The organism is Aliinostoc maniaoense, from assembly GCF_058172895.1.
Genome location: NZ_CP187952.1, coordinates 197212 through 219773 on the forward strand (window position 1 = coordinate 197212; position 22562 = coordinate 219773).

Here is a 22562-nt window from a genome sequence, read left to right on the forward strand (position 1 = left end):
CAATTATGTAAACTTTGGACTTTGGACTTGGGACTATTGACTAATTACCTTGTTTCCATAGTTTCAACACGGAAACGTTCTACGGAAGCAATCAAGTCGCGGGAGACACCGACTAAGTTTTGTAGTGCGCCGGAAACTCGTTGTGCTTCTTGGGATGTTTCTTGGGCTGTGAGTTCTACAGATTGCATTACGTGGGCGACGGCACGGGAAGTTTCCGTCTGTTCTACGGTATCACTGGTAATCGAGCGCACCAGACTATCAATGCGATTTGCCACTTGGATGATATTTTCGAGCGATCGCTTGGCTTCTTCTGCCAGTTTTGTGCCTTTAATTACCTGTTGTGTACCTTCTTCCATTGCGGTCATTACTGAGCCGGTTTCGCTTTGGATTTGCATCACGATTTGCTCAATTTCTTTGAGGGATTTGGCTGATTTATCCGCTAACTGCCGGACTTCATCCGCCACAATTGCAAATCCCCTGCCGGCTTCTCCTGCCCTTGCCGCTTCAATACTGGCGTTGAGTGCCAGTAAGTTGGTACGGGAGGCAATTTGAGAAATTAACGCCACAATCTTAGAAATTTCTTGGGAGGATTCCGCGAGTCGTTTCACCTTGCGGGTAGTTTCGGCTACAGTTTCCCGAATTTCCAAAATCCCCGCCACAGTGTTTTCTACAGCTTCTCCACCTTTAAGAGCGATCGCACTGGCATCACGAGCTACAGTTTCTGCTTCCCGCGCCGCTTCTGCTACCCGTTGAATTGAGTCAGTCATCACCTGCACAGAATTTAAGGTAACAGCCAACTCTTCGGCTTGGCGCAAAGCATCGCTAGATAAGGCTGTAGCAAAGGTTTCCGAGTTGGTTGCACCTTTGGTTACTTCCTTGGCGGCAACTGTTACTTGTTGTACGATGTCTCGCAGGTTTTGAATTGTCAAGTTAAACGCATCAGCAACTGCTCCCAATACGTCGGCTGTCACTTCTGCTTGGACTGTTAAATCTCCTCTGGCTGCGCCTTCTACATCGTCTAAGAGGCGAATTACTTGACGTTGCAAGTTTTCTTTGGCTTCTTCTTGTTCATCAGCTTTACGTTGGGCTTCAAATGTAGTAGTAAAAATTACCCGCGCCATTTCATTAAAGCCAGCTGCTAATTGACCTAATTCATCTTCAGAATAAACCGTAGCCTCAACGTTGAGATTGCCTTGACGTACAGCATCAAATTGTCCTTGTAGATCCTTAGTAGTGCGGCGAACTTGTTTCAGAGTAATATTACCCATAAAAGCAGCTGTTGCAAAACCTGTGATCCCGGCGGCTAATGACATCGCCCAACCCGTATTTCGCACTGTTTCCCGTTGTTCAGGTGGTGAAAAACTGGTAGCTGCAAAGCTGACTGAAGCAACTACCAAAGCAGAGAACACACCCACTACACCACCTACTAGCCAAGGTTTGGCATCTAGAGTAGCGTTTTCTAAGGGGGCTAGCCAACCTTGTTCGACACTGACTTGAGGTTCTACTTTAGCAACATCTGTTTGGGTAAAAACTGGTACTGATTCTTGAGAGCCAGTAATGCTAAATAGTTCTTCATCACGATCATCACTATTGTTATTACTCGGAGTTTCTCTCACTTGATTCTGGGCAATGCTACCAAGTTCTGTAGAATTGGAAAGCATCACATCACTGAAGCTAGAATCAGCATCTGATAAGTCAAATCCAGGAATATTTCCTAAATCATCAAATTCATCAAAGTCATCTAGAAATTCTATATTACTCTTAGAATTATCTTGACTCAGGATATTACTTGTATCCTCATCATCCATCATGCTTTCTGAACCAAAAGCTGATTCAAATGCTTCCAAATCAAAACTTTCATCAATATCAAAGTTTTGAATCTCTTGTTTGGCTAATACCTCTGGATATGGCTGTTCTGGTTGAGCCAAATTACCATTTGTCTCTGATAATTCCTGTTGGTCTGCTATTGTTTGTAACCAGTTACTCGGTTCAGGGATATTATCTGTTGGTGCTGCACTGTTGTTAATTTCATCTTCAGCCAATGATAAATTATCACTAACTTCGGTTTGACTGATCAATTCCACATCTGAATTAGTTGATTGTTCAGATTCTTCAGGTTTGAGAAACTCCGCAGCACTATATTCTGCATTCAGGTTTGTTGGTATATCAAATTTCCCAAATGGGGAATCTAGAGTATTTTGATTGTCAAGTATTGATTCACTATCAGGACTGAAAAAATTACTATCAGCCTCTAGTTCTTCCAGGCTATCTTCTGAGGTATCTTCTTGCCAGAAAACAGGTAAATCTAATTCTTCCGAATCTGGTTGATTATTTGTATCTAATTGCTGTTCACTGGGTTGTACATTCACAGCAAAAGGATCGTCACTCAAAGTTTCTATAGATGCTGATTCTGGTGGCGATGAGAAGCTGTCTGTAGAAATTTCAAAGGGATTATCCAATGCAATTTCTGGTGTATTGACAACTCCTTGGTTAGTCTCAAGACCATTCAAATCCAAGCTACTAAGATCAAAATTATCTATCCCTCCTAAATCTTCTAATTCTGCTGTATCAGGTTCTACTACATCGGATGTATTACTCAGATGAATTGGTTCTTGATGCTCAATTTGCTCTGCAATAAGCTTTTGATATTGGCTGATATTTTCTAAACTCTTGTGAGCGGCACTAATCAGTTCTAAATCATCAGTCAACTCTAAAACTTTTTCATATTCTACTTCCGCAATATCGTATTTTTGCAAAACATAGTAGATGTGACCCCGCAATAAATGGCAATTAGGGTCATCTGGAACATTCTGCACCACCTGATCAACTAAAGTAGCGGCAACTTCATAGTTTTGTTGCGCGTAGGCTGTATAAGCCTGTTGATATGTTTCGAGGTAATCTTCTATACTTGCTGCCATTTCCTCCCTCCAAATTTCATCCTGCCCACCGCGCACTCCGCAAAATTGCCATTTGATCAAGTAGTCTTAGACACTGATTGTTTTTAGGTTCTAATAACCACTCTCCACGCAAAAAGGGAGTCATGGTATCCGGTATGTTAGTAGGTGGCATCAGATTTTGGACATCTAGCCAATCCATACCACCAATTGCTTCTACGGCTAAACCGACGATGGTGTCTTGTTCTTGCACGGCAATGACCGGAATTTCTGCTTTATCTGTGTTTAATGGAGTTGCTTCCCCTAGAAACTGACCTAAATCAGCAACCCAAATTACTCGACCTCGTAAATTTAGAGTACCCAAAAGTAAAGGAGAAGCATTAGGAATCGGGGTAATTCTATCAGGACTTAGTTCCATCACTTCTCGGATACCAGTTGCGGGTAGTGCAAACTCCTGATGCGAAGGAATGTAAAACCGCAAATGTAACTCACCTTCAGGACTTTCTACTTGTAATTCAGGACGAAAGTGATCTTGACCACTGCCATTTAAAAAGTCCGGTTTGCTAACCATGTTGTATTCATCCTTATCCTCGCAGCAGTTGTTTGACTGTTCCCACCAACTCGGTTGGTTGAAACGGTTTAGCTATGTAAGCATCCGCCCCCTGTTTCATGCCCCAGTAGCGGTCAAATTCTTCACCTTTAGAAGAACACATCACGACGGGAACATTTTGGGTTTTGGGGTCAGACTTTAATCGTCGGCAAACTTCGTAGCCATTCATTCGGGGCATAACAATATCTAAAACCACCAGGTCTGGAGGTTCAGTTTGAATTGCCTCTAATGCTTCTAGTCCGTCAGTGGCATGGGTGACTGTTAAACCACTGGCTTTGAGGAGGTCTGTAATCATCTCCCTCTGAGCAAGACTATCTTCCACAATCAGAACTGTACTCATAAATGGCTACCTACCTCCTGGTGTAGACGTTCCTCTCTGGAACATTCCCTGATCTCCCCACAAATAGTTACTGTATAAATTAAATCTAAGATTTTACCAAGTTGGCTGGATACTAACTTTAGTTTGAGAGTTGGTCGATTCTGTGATAACATTTTTTACCGCATTTTCTATGGGATCAACAAGTGTTGTCTTGAGTTGATTACGCCACACCAGATCAAATATTGAGATATTTTTTGATCAACATTAGTAATTCTGCATCATTAAAAGGTTTTGTTAATAAATCTGTTGCCCCAAAAATCTTTGCCCTAACTCGATCTATAAATTTATCTTTACTAGTCATCATAATCATCGGTATATACCGAAAAGCTGGAGATTGTCGCAGCATGGCACACATCTCATAACCACTTAATTCCGGCATGGCTATTTCACATAAAATGACATGGGGCTGGAGTTGAAAAATCAAACTGAGTGCTTCCAGGGCGTTACTGAGGCTGATAGCTTCATATCCTTGTGTGCGTAAAACAGACTCTAGCCTCTCCCCAGTACTCTTGCTTGTGTCAATACATAATATCTTCATCTTTTCTTGATTCGTCGCTTGTGCTTCTAAGTTAGTAGTTTCTGGATATGTTAATTTCAGCCAACCCTGTTGTATATATGGATATATGGTCTTAGCTACCGTCAACATATCACGATCAAGATAGCGACTCAGTTGACGTAACGATGTTTGACCATCTGCCCATTGCTGGAGTTTATTGACTGTGGTTGTTGGTAGTGAGGAATGTAAATGAACTGTTGGGGCAAGTATTAGTAGTTGTTCTGGAGATTGAATATATGGGTATAGCTGCTTCCACTCTTGTAACTGTTGGGTAATTTTAGCCGTTAAAGGGGCAATCTCCCAGCTAGTTAATTGTGGTGCTAGTGCTGTATCCTGATGAAAAATAAAACTACCCCGGTGTAAGGTCAGTAAGTCAAATAGTGTCTCACAAATCAAGCGATAGATGATCACCCGTGCTTGTTTGGGGTTGATAATATTTTTCTCTAACAGTATCCAAAGGTAGTCATATTCTGAAGCATTTTCTGCACCTAAGCATGGTATGGGCTGTTCATTTAGGGATAATTCGCCACGGTATTGACGTAAGTAATCGTCAATGCGTGACAAATTATTATTCCCTTCTTGGGAATAAATAATTTGTCCATTGTCGAAAAAAATTAACCAAGCTTTATGTTCACCTTCTGGAAATACTTTACCTTGATGGTGAAAATTGTAGCTTTCAATGAAAAGTTGCCCAGTTCGCTGTCCTAGTTCAATTAATTGCAGGATACTGCGAATATCAATTTCCTGTAAATTTCCCTGCATTTACTTCTAAGTAGCTCCTCTTGATGCCGTTAATGTTAGCCGATCAATCAAGTTTTGTGATTTTGCCTTTTAGCTGTTGATTTTTACCTTGTTGTACCAGTTTTAATCAAGGAATCGATTCAGCTATAAACCGTAAATTTTCTTAATACTCTTTGACAAAGTTAGTGATAACACGGAAGTCATTGTAACTGCCATCAGTACAAAATATAAAGACGCGATCAAATCGCTTTTATAAAATATCAGGACGTAAAACTAAGCGTCTATAAATAGTTTTGTTTGTTTTGTTTTCCTAAAGTTTAGGTGAATAAGACAATTTAGCAGAATTATATAAGGTATATTTTCTAACAAATACATGAAGTACCAAGAGGACTAGCGGTGTGCTGTATTTAGCAGAAGTACAAAAGCAGAAAGGCGGATTACTAGGTGGTAGTTCCAAAACCGAACTGAAACTGCTAGCTTGTCAGCGAACCGACCAGAATTGGAGTCCTGTGTCGGAAGAAGTCATAGGTGCTGAGGAAGCTAGCAAATTAAATGATGGCGCATTAGTGCTGGTAGAAGTGACTCCCAATCGCCAAGTACAAAGACTGCAAGAGGCTGGTAGGCCACTTGTTAATATTTTGCAAAATTTTTCTCGTCAGCTAGAAAAATATAAGCTCAAGGAAGACGAAATTGATCAATGGAAGGAATCGCTGACATTTCAGGCGCAAGAGTTAAATCGCCGTGAAATGGACATGGAAGTGCGATTAGAACAGTTGCAAAATATGGAAGAGGAGTTTCAACGTTTAGAGTCGCAACAACAAGAAGTTGAATCATCCCGCGAAAAAATTGCCGAGTTGCAAGTAGAAATTGACCGTAATCGTCAGGAATTAGAAGGTGCGTGGGAGCATTTACGGGGTGAACAGCGTCGCTTAGAGGAGCGTCTGCAAGAGGGAGGAGTATTAGACGCAGCCCAAAGTCACAAAATCAGCGAGTTACTCAATCACTTGTCGAGTCGTGTTGCTCCTATCGAGTCATTGCGGGAAAATCTTCACATAGCTGTTGAACTAGTTGAAAAACAACAAGCTATTCTCAATCCCCATTGGGAAAAATTCACCCAACAAAAAACTTTAGCCGATCAACAGCAACAAGAAGTTGAACAACTAGCGCAAACTTATAGCGATCGCCAAAACGCATGGCAACAAGCACAAACTGCTCTAGATCAACAGACTGCCCAATTTAAACTAAATACGGCATCTCTCGCCAGCAAACAAGAACATATTCAGATACTAAAACAGCAGTTGCAATCTCAAGATGAGTTATACCAACAACTTTATTCTTTGGCTGCAACATCTGGCTGCACATTTCCAGGTCAAAAAATTGATGTGCAGGCTCTAGAAAATATGCCTATCAATGAACTGCAAACAACAATACAACATTTATCAGAAAAGTTAGACATAGATTCTAGTTTTGTTCATGATCAAGAACAAGAACTTAAATATAAACAAGAAACCATAGAAGAACTCCAAAGCAAGATTAATCAAGCATCTGGTCAGGATGTCAGCAATTTGCAAACAGAATTGGCAGATGAACAAGACTTATATCAGATGCTCAACGAAACTTTAGTGGGACAAAGACGCAATTTGTTGATGCGGCAACAAGTCATTAAACAACACCAGAATATCCTACTACGACGACAAGGAAAGACAGTTCCTCATACTGAAGAAGAAAATAATATTGACTTTAGCCCGATTCTTTCTCAGATGGAACAATACAAGCAACAACACTCACAGGAATTGCAGAAATTAGGTCATGAAATTGAACAAATGCGTGCTGCGCTGGAACTAGATCAAGGGATGATTGACAATCAAACCCACGACCTAGAACAACAGCAACAAGAACTAAAAACGATGGCAGATAATCTCCAGTCTCTCAGGACGGCTAACGCTGAGTGCTGGGGTAGGGTAAATCTTTATCAAGAATCACTACAAGCTATCCAAGATTGTTTAGATGAGTTAAGACGCAAGCTACAAAGCATGAATGAATCCTTGGGTCAAATTCAAGAAACTGGTGATCATCAACTCCAAACTATTACTGAAATCCGTCAGACTATTGGCAGTTTACTATCTCAGCCAGAGTTGTTAGCTTCTTAGATAGAATTAACATCCAGTCCCTAATAATATCCAGTCACCTTGGACTTGAGCGATCGCACCACCAGGAAAAGGATCGGTTTGCGATCGGTTGGGGGCTATAATTAAGGCTGTTAATTTCTCGATATGTTCAAAATTAGGAGCATCAGGAAGTATTTGTTGTAATACCTGACGCATTACCCGCCGTTGCAATGCTAACGGTGCTTTTTGTAATATCCGCCGATTTAAGCGTAGTGGTAACAAACTTTCTCCATTTTCTTTCCCCAATCCCCAGTCCCCTGTAGCCTCTTCCCGTAACTTCTGGGCTGCTTGTTCTAAATATTCCACTTCTGCTTGGAGAATTTCAGCAGTTTGAGCTATAGCTAATTCCGCTTGGGGATTAAAGTTTTGTTGTAAATATGGGATGAGTTCTTGACGGATACGGTTACGGGCGTATTTTAAATCTTGGTTGGTGGAATCTTCCCAAATTGGCAAGTTAAAATCTTCACAAAATTGCTCTGTTTGTCTGCGGGTAACTTCCAACAGGGGACGCACTAACACAATTTTCTCAGTTAAGGGACGTTGCCAAGTGAGAGCTTGCAAACCATCAGCACCGGTTCCGCGAATTAAATTATAAAGCAAAGTTTCGGCGCGATCGCTAGCGGTGTGACCAGTGAGGATATATTGATAATTATGAGCTTGGGCGATCGCTATTAAAGCTTGATAACGCCAATCACGAGCCTCGGCCTCGGTATTTACTGGTTGAGTGGCTGTTGCTAAATAAAAAGATACACCCCAGTTTTTCGCTAAACTCTCTACGTGCTGGGCATTAGCTTGAGAATCTTCCCGCCAACGATGATCACAATGGGCAATACCTAACTCCCATTGCCATTTGGGTTGTAAATCTAACAATAATTTACACAAACACAGAGAATCTTGCCCACCAGAAACTGCCACTAATAGCCGATTTTGACGGTCAAATAGGTGGCGCGATCGCATGGTACGATGTATTTTGGCGTGGAGAGCAGTCCATATCATGTTACACGCAGGGGGCAGGGGGCAACTTTTAAGGGCAGGGGGCAGGGGGCAGGGGAAGAATGAGCTGTAGCCGGGATTTAGAGAAATGGTATTAACTATAAAAAAGGTGCAAAGACCCTATTTTCACGTCTTTGCACCTATTCTAAAATTGAACTAACTACTAAACACCTCAACAGGTAAACGACTAAAAGACAACCTTTCATTCTGCACATCGACAAAAATTGTATCCCCGTCGTTAAATTCACCGCGCAAAATCGCCTTAGCAATTTGGGTTTCTAACTCACGCTGAATGGCTCGTTTGAGTGGACGCGCTCCAAACACGGGGTCATACCCTACTTCTGCCAAAAAGTCAAGAGCAGCATCAGAAAGTCGTAGGGACATCTTGCGATCGCTTAATCTATCCCTTAATCTCTCCACTTGCAACTGAACAATCTGCCGTAATTCTCGCTTATCTAAACCGTGGAAGATAATAATCTCATCAATGCGGTTGAGGAACTCAGGCCGGAAACTACTCCGCATCGCTTCCATTACCCGATGACGCATTTCATCGTAGCGGGAATCATCACCAGCCACATCGAGAATGTACTGTGAACCAATATTACTGGTCATAATAATAATGGTGTTCTTAAAGTCCACAGTATGACCTTGGGCATCGGTAACACGGCCATCATCGAGAATTTGCAGGAAAATATTAAACACATCGGGGTGTGCTTTCTCGATTTCGTCAAATAGAATCACAGCGTAAGGACGACGACGAATAGCTTCGGTGAGTTGTCCCCCTTCTTCGTAACCTACATAACCAGGAGGCGCGCCAATTAACCGTGAAACTGCGTGTTTCTCCATATATTCAGACATATCAATCCGCACTAGTGCTTCTTCGGTGTCGAACATATACGCCGCTAATGCCTTAGCTAACTCAGTTTTACCTACCCCTGTAGGGCCAAGGAATACAAAGCTAGCAATAGGACGATTAGGATCAGCCAAGCCAGCGCGCGATCGCTGAATCGCATCGGCTACAGCTGTAACTGCTTCTGATTGTCCAATTACGCGGTGATGGAGTTCATCTTCTAAGTGCAGCAGTTTTTCCTTCTCAGATTCCACTAACTTACTGATGGGTATCCCCGTCCACTTAGAAATAATCTCTGCAATATCGGCTTCGGTGACTTCTTCCCGCAACAGAGATTTACCTGTACCTTGGGCTTGGGCTAATTCCCGTTCTGTAGCTTCTAAGCGGCGGTGTAAGTCGGTTAAATTGCCATATTTCAATTCTGCCGCCCGGTTGAGGTCGTAGTTTCTTTCCGCTTGCTGAATTTCTAAGTTAACTTTATCAATTTCTTCCTTGACAGACTGAAGTTTTGTAATCACATCTTTTTCAGACTGCCATTGAGCATTCAGGGTTCTTTGTTCTTCTTTTAAATCCGCTAGTTCTTTTTCCAGTCTTTCTAACCGTTCGCGGGAAGCTGCATCACTTTCTTTTTGTAAAGATAGCTTCTCCATTTCCAACTGCAAAATTTTGCGGTCGATTTCGTCGAGTTCTTCCGGTTTAGAAGTAATCTCCATTTTCAATCTTGCGGCGGCTTCGTCTACCAAGTCAATGGCTTTATCGGGTAAAAAGCGATCGCTAATATACCGACTAGACAATGTAGCGGCTGCAACTAAGGAACTATCAGAAATTTTTACCCCGTGGTGGACTTCATAGCGTTCCTTCAATCCCCGCAAAATAGAGATTGTATCTTCAACGCTGGGCTGATCTACATAAACTTGCTGGAAGCGTCTTTCTAAAGCTGCGTCTTTCTCGATATATTTACGATATTCATCTAAAGTTGTCGCCCCGATGCAACGCAACTCACCCCGCGCCAACATCGGTTTTAACAAGTTCCCCGCATCCATCGCGCCTTGGGTTGCACCTGCACCGACGACGGTATGAATTTCATCAATAAATAAAACTATATTGCCACCAGATTCAGTGACTTCCTTTAAGACGGCTTTTAAACGCTCCTCAAATTCACCCCGGAATTTTGCCCCGGCAATCATCGCCCCCATATCTAAGGAAATTAACTTGCGGTCTTTGAGGGATTGAGGAACATCACCTGCTACAATACGCTGTGCTAGACCTTCCGCGATCGCAGTTTTACCAACGCCTGGTTCACCAATCAACACAGGGTTATTTTTGGTACGGCGAGACAAAATTTGAATGGTGCGGCGAATTTCATCATCCCGCCCAATGACTGGATCTAGTTGACCTTTACGGGCTGCTTCTGTAAGATCACGTCCGTATTTCTCCAGTGATTGGTACTTGCCTTCTGGATTTTGGTCGGTCACTGTTTGACTCCCACGAACTTGTTTAATAATATTTTTGAGCTTGTTTTCGTCTAACCCAAATTCTTGAAATAATGCCTTACCAAAGCGATCGTCTTTAGCGTAAGCCAGTAATAAGTGTTCAATAGAAATATATTCGTCTTTAAAATCTTTTCGGTAGCCTTCAGCGCGGTCTAAGAGCGTATCTAAACTCCGCCCCAAGTATACAGAAGTGCTATTCCCTGAGACTTTCGGTTGACGTTGGATAAATTGTTCGGTGCGGTCAGTGATTTTTTGTAAGCTTACACCCGCTTTAGTCAAAATCGCACTTGCTAAACCTTCTTGCTCTAGCAGAGCTTTCATCAGGTGTTCACTTTCTATCTGCTGCTGTTGATGCTGTTTAGCAATGTCAGGAGTATGAGCGATCGCTTCCCAGGCTTTTTCTGTAAATTGGTTAGGATTAGTTGGTTGCATAGGCTGATTGAGGAACTTAGACGCGCAGATGCAGATAAAACAATCATTATTTGTTGTTCTTATATGGTTATTGTAGGAATAGTAGTAGAAATAGCTAGATCGGTCTTCACGTCTTCATCTGGTAGTAGTATTACCTGTGAGCTGGTGCTGTTGAGCTTTGAATATTGACCAATGACTAAAAAACAAAAATTTCCTTACTTACTAGGTTCTAAATGGACAGCAACCACAAAAATAGATGGCTGGAGACACTTTCAAGTCGTCAATCGCAAAAATCAGGGTAAATGGGTTTATGCGGAGATGGTAGCAGCTTGTGATCCTAGTGTCCGTTTTTGGATCAACGCTAAATTATTGCAAGACGGTTCTCAGTGGCAAGCTGGATGGCAGTCCCTCAAAGAAATCGAGGCAATAGAATCACAACTGCAATTTTAATTAATCTTCAAGCTATTGGAAAAATTAATATTTTTTTACAAAAAAGTTTGATTTCACTAATAGAACTGAACTCAGAAAGGTTGAGGTATAGCAGGGGAAAGATGATTTACTGATCCCCTGCTATCAATATAGGGTTTGGATCTAGTTTGCATATAGTTTGCGATCGTCTCTATATTCAAAAACCCTTCACATACCACAATAAAGATTCAACTCTCGGAAATATTTTAAATTTTTTTATGATAGATGATTATTTTATTTTGTTTTTTGTAACTAATTTTATGTTAAAAGTTTAAAAACTCTAATATATAAGCTTAAATAATTAAATTATGTGCTTTTATGGCAATTTTAATGTTTTTATTTTAAATAAAATGACTAAGCATTCTTTTACAGCGTTTTTCATATTTAACACCCCTTTCTTTATCGTGAAATTTCGTCAATAATCACAGTCACAGACCTCAAAAATTGCTCTTGTAGAGACGGCAATTTATCGCATCTCGCCAAGATTTTGATAAAAAAAAGATAAGAGGCAAACAAAAGTGAAATTAGCAGTTTACGGAAAAGGTGGGATAGGTAAATCCACAACTAGCTGTAATATCTCCGTCGCCCTAGCCAAACGGGGCAAAAAAGTCCTACAAATCGGCTGCGACCCCAAACACGACAGCACCTTTACCCTAACTGGGTTTTTGATTCCGACGATCATTGATACCCTGCAAGAAAAAGACTACCACTACGAAGATGTTTGGCCAGAAGATGTCATTTACAAAGGCTATGGTGGTGTAGACTGCGTAGAAGCTGGTGGCCCCCCTGCGGGTGCTGGCTGTGGTGGGTACGTTGTCGGCGAAACCGTGAAATTACTGAAGGAACTCAACGCCTTTGATGAGTATGATGTGATCTTGTTTGATGTCTTGGGTGACGTTGTTTGTGGCGGTTTTGCAGCACCACTCAATTATGCCGACTATTGCATGATTGTTACCGATAACGGCTTTGATGCTTTGTTTGCTGCTAATCGTATTGCAGCTTCTGTGCGAGAAAAAGCACGAACTCACCCACTCCGTCTAGCTGGTTTAATTGGCAATCGTACCTCCAAGCGGGACTTGATTGAAAAGTATGTTGAAGCCGTTCCTATGCCCGTACTGGAAGTCTTGCCACTAATAGAAGATATCAGGGTATCGCGCGTTAAAGGTAAAACTTTGTTTGAGATGGCAGAACATGACCCATCTTTAAACTACGTTTGTGACTACTACCTCAACATTGCCGACCAAATTCTTGCCCGTCCTGAAGGAGTCGTACCTAACGATGCTCCCGACCGTGAATTATTTTCTTTATTATCCGATTTTTATTTAAATCCGCGTAAACCACAGGTTGCTAATCCTGAAGAGGAATTAGACTTGATGATTGTATAAATCATCTAGTTTTCAGGATGGGGGTCAATATGGCTTTCTTTCATAGCTTTACAGATTCAATCAGACACAAGTGGTTACAATTTTTCCAAGCCAATCGTGATTGGATAAAACTCCATATGCAAGTGGAGTCAGTATATACACCTGATGGTGGGAAGCGTCCGCCTTCTTACCTCATCCTGGGAGTAATAAACGCGCTAGAGCCGAAATTAGCGCAGTTAATGTTTCCTTTTTCTAAATTGAATCCTGATGCGGATACTTTAATTGAGGTACTGGATTTAAACTTTGACCCAGACATCGCCCTCGGTAACAGTACCATCTCCGATACAGAACCTTCTAGTTTAGGGATGGAAGACAATACTGAAGAAGATGCCTTTGCAGTTTCTCATACCGATAGTTTTGAGGAAGATAGTGAACCTCAAACCCTGATAGTCGGCGATATGCAAGATACCTTCAACAGACTGACAACAGCTAACCAAGAAGAAGATTTCGCTGATGTTTCCTTTGATGTTGCAGCTGCATCAGTAGAGAAAATGCAAGATCAACTCCTTGAGGATCTGAGTACACCCGATGAAAATGCTTTCGGTGACGTGTTATCAGATGTCTGGGGTGATGAGACATCCTTACAAAAGGGTGAAGACAATAATGATTTCATGGGGGAAGAATTACCAGCCGGCGTTTTTGATGAATCGGAAATTGCCCGTCTCTTCCCCAACGCATAAATACGTTGCTGTTGAATTTAGGGATTGTTAGTTGGTGCTATGTGCCAGGTACTACAGCGTGAGGGAGTAGAGAGTAAAATTTATTACTTACTACTCCCGGTTGAGGCTGACCCTATTTTCACCTGCCTTTAAATATAAAGGGGAGAAAAACCAAAATGACCGTCGCGCAAGAACCAACAGCTTTAAACTTTGAGTGTGAAACAGGAAATTACCATACCTTCTGCCCAATTAGCTGTGTGGCATGGTTATATCAAAAAATAGAAGATAGCTTCTTTTTAGTGATTGGCACTAAAACTTGTGGGTACTTCCTACAAAACGCGATGGGGGTAATGATTTTTGCCGAACCCCGTTATGCAATGGCAGAATTAGAAGAAGGGGATATTTCAGCACAATTGAATGATTATGAGGAATTAAAGCGATTGTGTGAGCAAATCAAACGCGATCGCAATCCTAGTGTCATTGTCTGGATTGGCACTTGCACCACTGAAATCATCAAAATGGACTTGGAAGGTTTAGCACCCAAGTTAGAAGGTGAAATTGGTATCCCCATTGTAGTGGCGCGTGCTAACGGCTTAGATTACGCCTTCACCCAAGGGGAAGACACCGTATTAGCTGCAATGGCTAACCGTTGTCCTAATCAAGTTCCCGTAGGGGAAAGCGAAAAACATGAGCGTAACGCTATTCAAAAGCTGCTGCATTTCGGGAAGAAAAAAGAAGAAGTGGTGCAGGAAGAATCAGAGTATGTAGATCATCCTCCCTTAGTTCTTTTCGGTTCTCTACCTGATCCTGTTGTTACCCAGTTAACCTTAGAACTGAAAAAACAAGGAATCAAAGTTTCCGGCTGGCTACCCGCTAAACGCTTTACAGAATTACCAGTGTTAGAAGAAGGGTATTATGTCGCTGGTGTCAATCCCTTCCTCAGCCGCACTGCTACCACCTTAATGCGTCGTCGCAAATGTAAACTCATCGGCGCACCCTTCCCCATCGGCCCTGATGGTACTCGCGCTTGGATTGAAAAAATCTGCTCGGTATTTGGAATTACACCACAAGGCTTAGAAGAACGGGAAGCACAAATTTGGGCAGGGTTAGAAGACTACGTAAAATTAATTCGTGGTAAGTCCGTGTTTTTCATGGGTGACAACTTGTTAGAAGTTTCCCTAGCACGGTTCTTAGTACGCTGCGGGATGACTGTTCATGAAGTTGGTATCCCCTACATGGATAAACGCTATCAAGCGGCTGAGTTAGCCATGTTAGAGAAGGCTTGTCAGGAAATGGGTGTACCTCTGCCAAAAATTGTGGAGAAGCCAGATAATTACAACCAAGTGCAGCGAATTTATGATTTAAAACCAGATTTAGTCATTACTGGCATGGCACACGCTAACCCCTTAGAGGCGCGAGGGATTAATACAAAATGGTCTGTAGAGTTTACCTTTGCTCAAATTCACGGTTTTACTAATGCCCGTGACATTTTAGAGTTGGTGACTCGTCCACTGCGTCGTAATCATAATTTGAAAGATTTGGGTTGGGATAAGTTGGTGAAGGAAGAAGCGAAGATTTAATATTTGGGTTTTCAATGAATTATTTAGAGGCGAACTGTGTTCGCCTTTTTTTTATGTTTCGCGCATTCGCCCTTGGCGTTCCCGCAGGGTAGGCGCAAAGGCGCAAAGTAAAGATGTATTTTTAAGTGGCGAGTGATATTTGTAGGGGTGTTGATGGGATTATATACATTAACTCTGCACCGTTTGGTTGATTCTCTGTAGGAGTTAATTTGAGCCATTCATGAAAGCTGATACCTAATTGAGATATTGCCTGTATTTCTGTTTGATAAGATTCAAAACGGCGATTGGTTTCAATCATCGATTCTATGATTTCTAATAGCTGAGGAAGTCGTTTATCTGCTTCTCGCTTCAAATCACTGACATTTGGGCCTAACCAACCTCCTTGAACTTCAACACGACTTATAATAGCTGTTGGCAGAGATTCCACCCACTTATTAGGGTCTTGCACCATCTTATAGAAATTCTCCCGTTGCATTTCAAATACTGTATTTTCTTCCAAAGTTGGATCAATCCATTGGTAGACTTTAGTTAATCTTCTTAAGTCAATTTTGTCTTTAAAATGAGGTTGCAGATAAGCTGCTGGATTAGAAGTTAGTAAAATTTCAACATATTTTTGAATACGAGAACGGATAACTCTTGACCCTTCCTGAAAACGACGCAGTGCTGTTTCGTGTTCTTCTAATTCTAAATAACAACGTGTTTCAGCTAGATATGCCAAAGATAAAGTCAGCAGGTATTCATCAGCTATTTGGCTTTGCTGCTCAATTTCGATATCAGTAAACTCAGTATAAATATGTTCTGCTTCTAAAAAACGGTTGATAGCTTGTAATGCGCTACTTCTACGATTTTCAGATTTAGTCATCGTAAAAGCATTAATTGCTAATTCAATCGCAGCACGAAAATTAGCGTAAAAACTTAGATCAATTTTACGGTTAATTTTAGTTAATAATTCTTGTGCTTGTTGTAAGCTTTGTTCTATGTCTTTAAGACGTTGCGCTATCACAGCAAAACCCATCACTGAAACACCGAGATTCATTATGCTAGTAGCAGTAGTTACCTGTAAAATTCCTTGAGTATGTTGTAAATTTTGACCTATTTCTTCTAACTGATTTTCAATACTACCTAAACGTCCATTAACATCAGCTAAACCTTTTCCTGTCACAGCCGTGTTAGCAACAGTTGCAACTAAATTCACCCCAGACACAGCAAGATTTCCTAAATTTGTTTGTTCAACTCCGCCTAAACGCTGGCTGACATTAGCTAAACCTTTTCCCGTAACAGTAGTATTAGCTCCTGAAGCAACTAAATTTGCTCCTGAAAAAACTAGGTTGAGAAAATTGTTAGAGGAGTAAGTTGTTGTTATTGGGGAATTATTGGTTATTTCTCTGAGCCAAGTGACGACTTGTTTTGTAGTAGCGTCAACTATTACACCTCCAATTCTGATAAACTTTCCAGCAACTAGACCTTCAACAATATGTGGTGCAAGTGCAAATGCAATTTGAATTGGTAAACTCATGATATTCTCCTGGTGGTCATAACTCAGTCATGGAGTATCAGCTTTGCTTGTATTTAGCAGATAATCGGGCTTGAGTTATTATTCCCAATTTGGGTTGGAGAGTATCTAATTAACTAGCGATCGCTCTTTTCTAGCTAACTCTAGATAATAGGATATAAAGAGCTATCATCTGACAAAAACTGTTGTTTAATATAGTGAACTTTAGTTCTCAAAGCAGGACTAAAGTCCTTACTACGAACTGAATCCTAGCATTTTTACATGACTTAACATAATTTGGTTTTTTGAAGTCGTTCTAGTAATTACGAATTACGTAGCTTGCTTCCGCGTAGCGAAATTACGAATTACGAATTACGAATTACGAATTATATTAATGCCTACCGGAAACAGTGATGTTGATATTATCGTTGAGTCGCCGAACTAGACGCGATAACTCACGAATAATATTTACGGCAATTTCGGGGGTTTCTTCAATGGCATCGTAAAGTTGCTCTTGGGTGAGTTCTAAAAATTCGCAAGATTCTAAGGTAGTGACACTAGCGGAACGGGGTTGAGTATCAAATACTGCCATTTCACCAAAGTATTTACCCTGATCTACAACTGCCAGTTGTTTATCACCAATATGAACTTTAACTCTACCGGAGACGACTATATAGAGCGATCGCCCTTCTTCTCCCTGTCTGAAAATGGTATGATTTGCGGGAAAATGCAACTCGTGCATCACGGAAGTCAGGCGGACAATAAAATCATCCCGCAATTCTTTAAAAATTGGCACTCGCCGAACAAATAATAAACGGTCAACGCTACTCAGCATAATTTATAGTTAAATTTATCACATTAATAATACGCAATATATATATGCTATGTTGCGGGTGAGTTTGAGTGTAATGTGGCGATCGCTTATTTTCAGTAATAGGTATAAAATCTTGTAGCAACGGTGAATACTCCTGATTGGTAGATGCAGAAATCAGATAAATAATACTAACTATATTCCTATCCGTTGTTAGCAAGTATACGCTACTTTTAAAATAAAGGTGATCAGCTATTCAATTTCAGTAACTTCGGCTGCAAACTCCACCTGTCGATATATGTCAGCAATGGCTATTTCTACATTCACTGATTCTAGTAACAAGCGATCGCCCAAATTATACTCTGACAGTACCCATTTCCCCTGTTCGTTGCGGCGAAATACTTCTACAACTGGTTGCCCTACTTGTACTAAAACATATTCTTGCAAAGTCGCAGATTGACGATATGCAGCAAACTTTTTCCCTCGATCAGCTGCCTCTGTGGAAGGTGATAGCACTTCGATAATTAAGCAGGGAAATTGTACCCATTGAGGATCTTGCTCACGCTGATCACAAGTCACCACCACATCAGGATAAAAGTACTTTTCACCAGGTTTTACTTGCACTTTCACATCTACAATGTATACCTCACAGGGGCTATCTGCTAGGGCATCATCTAGAATTTTGAACCAATTTCCTGACACTCGATTATGGTTGCGTGTTCCGCCGCTCATCGCTATGACTTCACCATCCCAATATTCATAGCGTTGTTCTTGGGTGGATTCCCAAATCAGATATTCTTCTGCACTCATGAAAGTGCTGTCTTGTAAAGCAACCATAGATCAATCCAAGAATAAATTAGTTTTTACCGTATAAGTCAGTCGATGTAATCAAACCAAACTCTTTTCCCCCTGCTCCCTGCCCCCTGCCCCCTGCAATAATTATTCACCCCAACCTACTTATTAAGATAGCGTTGAGGAAAATTTCTGCATTCTATTGTTAATTTTCGTAAAATTGCAGACACTAAAACTAGAAACCTGATAAACACCTAGATAAACTATCAAAGAGTGCATCTGTACTGCTAGTTAATAATCTGTAAATATGGCGATATGGCCTGAATGATCCCAGTACAACTTATCCTCAAAAATTTTCTTAGTTACCGTGATGCAACGTTAGATTTTAGTGGTTTGCATACGGCTTGTATTTGTGGTTCTAATGGAGCAGGTAAATCATCACTTCTGGAAGCAATCACATGGGCGGTTTGGGGTGAAAGCCGAGCAGCTGCTGAAGATGATGTGATTCATTCTGGTGCAAAGGAAGTGAGAGTTGATTTTACTTTTCTCAGTAACCAACAAAAATATCGCATCATTCGCAGCCGAGTTAGGGGTGCGGCTGGAGGGTTGGAGTTTCAAATTGAAACGCCATCTGGGTTTCGTCCCTTAACAGGCAAAGGAGTTAGGGCAACCCAGGAGTTAATTTTAGAGTATATTAAACTCGACTATGATACTTTTATTAATTCTGCCTATCTGCGACAAGGACGAGCCGATGAATTTATGCTCAAGCGTCCGAGTGAACGCAAAGAGATTTTAGCAGAGTTATTAAAGTTAAATCAGTATGATGAATTAGAAGAACGGGCGAAGGATTCATCTCGGCAATTTAAAGCTAGAGCGGAGGAATTAGAACGCTCTTTAGAGTCAATTAAAACTCAACTACAACAACGTCAGACAACTCAAGCCGAGCGTGCAGAATTAGAGTCAGAAATTAACCAATTACAACAAGTACAAGCTTTTGATAATATTCAATTACAAAGTTTGCAAGTTGTCCAACACCAACGCTCTAATTGGGAACAGCAACTAAATTTTGTTAAACAGCAATACCAGAATTTAACTCAAGATTGCGATCGCCTACAACAAGAGCAGTCATCTATTAATAGTGAAATTGCTCAGTTAACTGCCCTCCTTAACCAAGAAACGGAAATTAAAACCGGCTTCACCCATTATCAACACCTGCAATCTCAAGAAGAAGCCTTTGGCATCAAATTTGATCAATACACCCGTGCAACTGCTCTAAAACAACAAAAGCAGCAACAACTGACTACCAAAATTCATGAATTAGAACGACAACTGCAACAAGTCCAAGGACAATTAGCCGCCTTAGCACAGCAAGAGCAAGAAATTCAGCAAACTTTGTCAAAATCAGGGGAAATTGAAGCTGCCCTAGCCCAACTAGCCGCAGCACGTCGCCATCTTGCCCATTTAGATGAACTGCAAATGCAAGTTTCGCCTTTATTGCAGCAGCGACAAAGTTTACAAAGTCATTTAGATCGGGTTCATGCTGGGTTAGTCGCCCGTTTGGAACAGTTACAAGTCACAGAAAATCAATTGCAACGCGCCTCTCAACGCCAACCCCAACTGCAACAAGCGGTGATGGAAGTGGCAATGCAAATTGATCAAATGGACAAAGATCGAGTTTATTTGCAACGAGTCCAAGAAAAAGGACAAGAAAGACGGCACTTTATAGAGCGTCTCCAGGCACAACATCGAGAATATGAGCGATTATTGGGAGAATTAGAGCAAAAACTGCAAATGCTCCGCACTCCCGATGCTATTTGTCCCTTGTGCGAACGTCCTTTAGATGAGCATCATTGGAATCGGGTTGTAGATAAAACTAAGGATGAGTACAAAGAAACAGAGGGGCAATTGTGGGTGTTCCGGGAACAAATGGCGGTTTCTGACCGAGAAATTCAATTATTAAGGCAAGAATATAAGGAAATATTTCAGAAATTGAATGGTTATGATAGTTTACGGGAGCAGAGAGGACAATTAGCCGCACAGTTAGAATCAACCAGCGATGCCGAACAGCATTTACAGCAACTGGCAGCAGAAAAACAACATCTGGAGCGATCGCTACAAGCGGGAGATTATGCCCCGACTCAACAAGCCGAACTCAGGCAACTAGATGAATATCTCCAACAACTCAATTATAATGAGCAAGACCATGCTCTAGCTCGCAGCGAAGTCGAAAGATGGCGATGGGCAGAAATCAAACAAGGGCAAATTAAAGATGCTACCAAACGCCAAGCCCAACTAGCCGCCCGCAAACCAGACTTACAAGCCCAAATTAGCCAATTACAAACTAGAATCCAGCAAGAACAAATAGATTCTGATATTGCTCAAGAAATTGCAGCAATTGACAGCCAAATTAATGAAATTGCTTATAGTTCCCAGCAGCACAACCAGATCCGCACTGCCCTGCGTCAAGCCCAATCTTGGCAGTTGCGTTATCAACAGTTGTTGTCAGCCCAGCAGCAGTATCCCCAACTCCAGGCAAGATTACAAGATTTGCAAGCATCCAGAAATACCAGATTACAAGAGAGAGAACAACTTGTCACTCAAATTACTACTATTGAGCAGCAATTAACCACATCTGCTAATCCCATTGCACAGATTCAAGCTTTAGAACAGCAAATAGCCAGCCGTAGACGGCAACTTGATGAATGTATTACCCAATTGGGGCGTTTAGAACAGTTAGTTATACAACTGGAAACTCTGCAAATTCAGTATGAACAACAACAGCAACAATTACAAATTTCTCAACAGCAATATCGGGTATATCAGGAATTAGCCCAGGCATTTGGTAAAAATGGTATCCAAGCATTAATGATTGAGAATGTCTTACCTCAACTAGAAGCCGAGACAAATCAATTATTATCGCGGTTGAGTGGTAATCAACTGCACGTACAATTTATTACTCAAAAAGCCGGGAGAACTGGTAAATCTACGAAGAAAAACGCCAAATTAATTGACACCTTAGATATTTTAATCGCCGATGCCAGAGGTACACGCGCCTACGAGACTTATTCTGGGGGAGAAGCCTTTAGAATTAACTTTGCGATTCGGTTAGCTTTGGCGAAATTATTAGCACAAAGAGCCGGAGCAGCCTTACAGTTATTGATTATTGATGAAGGTTTCGGTACACAGGATGCAGAAGGATGCGATCGCCTGATTGCCGCCATTAATGCGATCGCCCACGATTTCGCTTGTATTCTCACTGTCACCCATATGCCCCACCTCAAAGAAGCCTTTCAAGCCAGAATAGAGGTAAATAAGACACAACAAGGCTCACACGTTAGACTGTTGACATAAGTGATTTAAGTAGCCGTCATGAACTACGTACACCAGAACACATGAAAAAGTCTTTCCCTTACACCCTTATATCCTTACACACGCCAGTTTGCTCAAGTCGGGAAACCCGCCCACGCAACTGGCTTCCCTACACCCTTTTTTCAAGCTAGAACGGTGTAAATAATTAAAGGTTTGTACTAAGGACTAAAGTCCTTACTACGAACTAGATGCAATTTTTTTTACATTACTTAATTCGTTCGTTCGATATTACCGACTTTTACCCAACCTTCTTGTTTACTGCCTTCAGTACGAATTTTCAGCCATTTTTTATCTTCGTTTTCTTGCAAAACAATAATGTTTTGTTGAAATGCCACACTACCAACTCTTTCAGCATCTTGTTGCGGTTGAGCGCGCAAACTTAAGCCCTCAGGCCAAATCACCCTTCCTTGATAAGCTCCTGGTGGTAATTCTTCTGATGCCTCTGTAGTAGGAGTAACACTAGGAGTAGGACTAACAGAAGTTTTCAATTTCGGGTTAGGTGTATTCTGCACATCAACTTTAGATGTGTTTGTAGTTGTGAGGGCAGGGCTATCATTAGCATAAAGAGGTTTAGCCGGAGGTATAGAAGTTCTATTCATAAAATAGAGTGCCACAGCCACACCGCTACCAACTAAAACCGCGATCGCTAATAAAAATCCCAATATAAACTTTAGTAAACCAGAAACCATATTTATTTAAATCCTTGTCAATAGTCAATAATCATTAATCATTCTCCCCCTGCCCCCTGCCCCCTGCCCTCTACTTCTTGCCCCCTGCCCCCTGCCCCCTACCTCTTGCCCCTGCCCCTCAATCAATAGTCCATATTAGTTGATGATTAACTTGAATTATGGACTATTGCAGGTGAATTGACC

General features: G+C 41.3%; 16 protein-coding genes. 6 read left to right on the forward strand and 10 right to left on the reverse strand.

Annotated features, from left to right (window positions below):
• Positions 1-44: 44 nt before the first annotated feature.
• The 4 genes from ACPZ3T_RS00780 to ACPZ3T_RS00795 form a co-directional block, all read right to left on the reverse strand.
• A complete protein-coding gene (locus ACPZ3T_RS00780; protein ID WP_490273091.1) occupies positions 45-2918 on the reverse strand; it encodes a methyl-accepting chemotaxis protein in 2874 nt (957 codons plus the stop codon).
• Positions 2919-2934: 16 nt separating this feature from the next.
• Positions 2935-3465, reverse strand: coding sequence for a chemotaxis protein CheW (locus tag ACPZ3T_RS00785; protein WP_490273092.1), 531 nt, complete (start codon positions 3463-3465; stop codon positions 2935-2937).
• A 13-nt stretch (positions 3466-3478) separates the two neighbouring features.
• The gene (locus tag ACPZ3T_RS00790) at positions 3479-3844 is read right to left on the reverse strand and encodes a response regulator transcription factor (RefSeq protein WP_015139860.1); all 366 of its coding nucleotides are present in this window, start codon (positions 3842-3844) and stop codon (positions 3479-3481) included.
• A 214-nt stretch (positions 3845-4058) separates the two neighbouring features.
• Positions 4059-5201, reverse strand: coding sequence for a DUF4388 domain-containing protein (locus ACPZ3T_RS00795; RefSeq protein WP_490273093.1), 1143 nt, complete (start codon positions 5199-5201; stop codon positions 4059-4061).
• A 377-nt stretch (positions 5202-5578) separates the two neighbouring features.
• On the opposite strand from ACPZ3T_RS00795, the gene hmpF reads away from it, so the two are divergent.
• Positions 5579-7330 (forward strand): pilus motility taxis protein HmpF, encoded by a 1752-nt coding sequence (hmpF, locus tag ACPZ3T_RS00800; protein ID WP_490273094.1) that lies wholly within the window; start codon positions 5579-5581, stop codon positions 7328-7330.
• Between the two features lie 6 nt (positions 7331-7336).
• On the opposite strand, the gene tilS is transcribed toward hmpF, so the two are convergent.
• Positions 7337-8344, reverse strand: a complete 1008-nt coding sequence (gene tilS / locus ACPZ3T_RS00805; protein ID WP_490273095.1) for a tRNA lysidine(34) synthetase TilS — start codon at positions 8342-8344, stop codon at positions 7337-7339.
• 153 nt (positions 8345-8497) lie between these two features.
• Positions 8498-11116, reverse strand: a complete 2619-nt coding sequence (clpB, locus tag ACPZ3T_RS00810; protein ID WP_490273096.1) for an ATP-dependent chaperone ClpB — start codon at positions 11114-11116, stop codon at positions 8498-8500.
• A gap of 171 nt (positions 11117-11287) precedes the next feature.
• Here clpB and ACPZ3T_RS00815 point away from each other — a divergent pair, with 171 nt between their 5' ends.
• The 4 genes from ACPZ3T_RS00815 (at position 11288) to ACPZ3T_RS00830 (ending at position 15226) form a co-directional block, all read left to right on the forward strand.
• On the forward strand, positions 11288-11545 hold the full coding sequence (locus ACPZ3T_RS00815) for a TIGR02450 family Trp-rich protein (RefSeq protein ID WP_490273097.1): 258 nt from the start codon (positions 11288-11290) through the stop codon (positions 11543-11545).
• A gap of 536 nt (positions 11546-12081) precedes the next feature.
• Complete coding sequence (gene bchL / locus ACPZ3T_RS00820) at positions 12082-12948, forward strand: ferredoxin:protochlorophyllide reductase (ATP-dependent) iron-sulfur ATP-binding protein (protein ID WP_490273098.1); 867 nt, start codon at positions 12082-12084, stop codon at positions 12946-12948.
• Positions 12949-12977: 29 nt separating this feature from the next.
• The gene (locus ACPZ3T_RS00825) at positions 12978-13667 is read left to right on the forward strand and encodes a DUF5331 domain-containing protein (protein ID WP_490273099.1); all 690 of its coding nucleotides are present in this window, start codon (positions 12978-12980) and stop codon (positions 13665-13667) included.
• A 155-nt stretch (positions 13668-13822) separates the two neighbouring features.
• On the forward strand, positions 13823-15226 hold the full coding sequence (locus ACPZ3T_RS00830; RefSeq protein ID WP_490273100.1) for a ferredoxin:protochlorophyllide reductase (ATP-dependent) subunit N: 1404 nt from the start codon (positions 13823-13825) through the stop codon (positions 15224-15226).
• Positions 15227-15347: 121 nt separating this feature from the next.
• On the opposite strand, the gene ACPZ3T_RS00835 is transcribed toward ACPZ3T_RS00830, so the two are convergent.
• The 3 genes from ACPZ3T_RS00835 to ACPZ3T_RS00845 all read right to left on the reverse strand — a co-directional run bounded on the left by ACPZ3T_RS00835 (position 15348) and on the right by ACPZ3T_RS00845 (position 18366).
• Positions 15348-16742, reverse strand: coding sequence for a hypothetical protein (locus tag ACPZ3T_RS00835; RefSeq protein ID WP_490273101.1), 1395 nt, complete (start codon positions 16740-16742; stop codon positions 15348-15350).
• 367 nt (positions 16743-17109) lie between these two features.
• Positions 17110-17553 (reverse strand): cyclic nucleotide-binding domain-containing protein, encoded by a 444-nt coding sequence (locus ACPZ3T_RS00840; protein WP_490273102.1) that lies wholly within the window; start codon positions 17551-17553, stop codon positions 17110-17112.
• A 228-nt stretch (positions 17554-17781) separates the two neighbouring features.
• Positions 17782-18366, reverse strand: coding sequence for a Uma2 family endonuclease (locus ACPZ3T_RS00845; protein WP_490273103.1), 585 nt, complete (start codon positions 18364-18366; stop codon positions 17782-17784).
• A gap of 279 nt (positions 18367-18645) precedes the next feature.
• Between ACPZ3T_RS00845 and sbcC the strand changes: the two genes are divergently transcribed.
• Positions 18646-21672 carry an exonuclease subunit SbcC gene (gene sbcC, locus ACPZ3T_RS00850; protein WP_490273104.1) on the forward strand — a complete coding sequence of 1009 codons (3027 nt, stop codon included), beginning with the start codon at positions 18646-18648 and terminating at the stop codon, positions 21670-21672.
• Positions 21673-21899: 227 nt separating this feature from the next.
• Here sbcC and ACPZ3T_RS00855 read toward each other — a convergent pair whose 3' ends face one another.
• Positions 21900-22379: an SH3 domain-containing protein gene (locus ACPZ3T_RS00855; protein ID WP_490273105.1), complete on the reverse strand. Its 480-nt coding sequence runs from the start codon at positions 22377-22379 to the stop codon at positions 21900-21902.
• Positions 22380-22562: the final 183 nt, after the last annotated feature.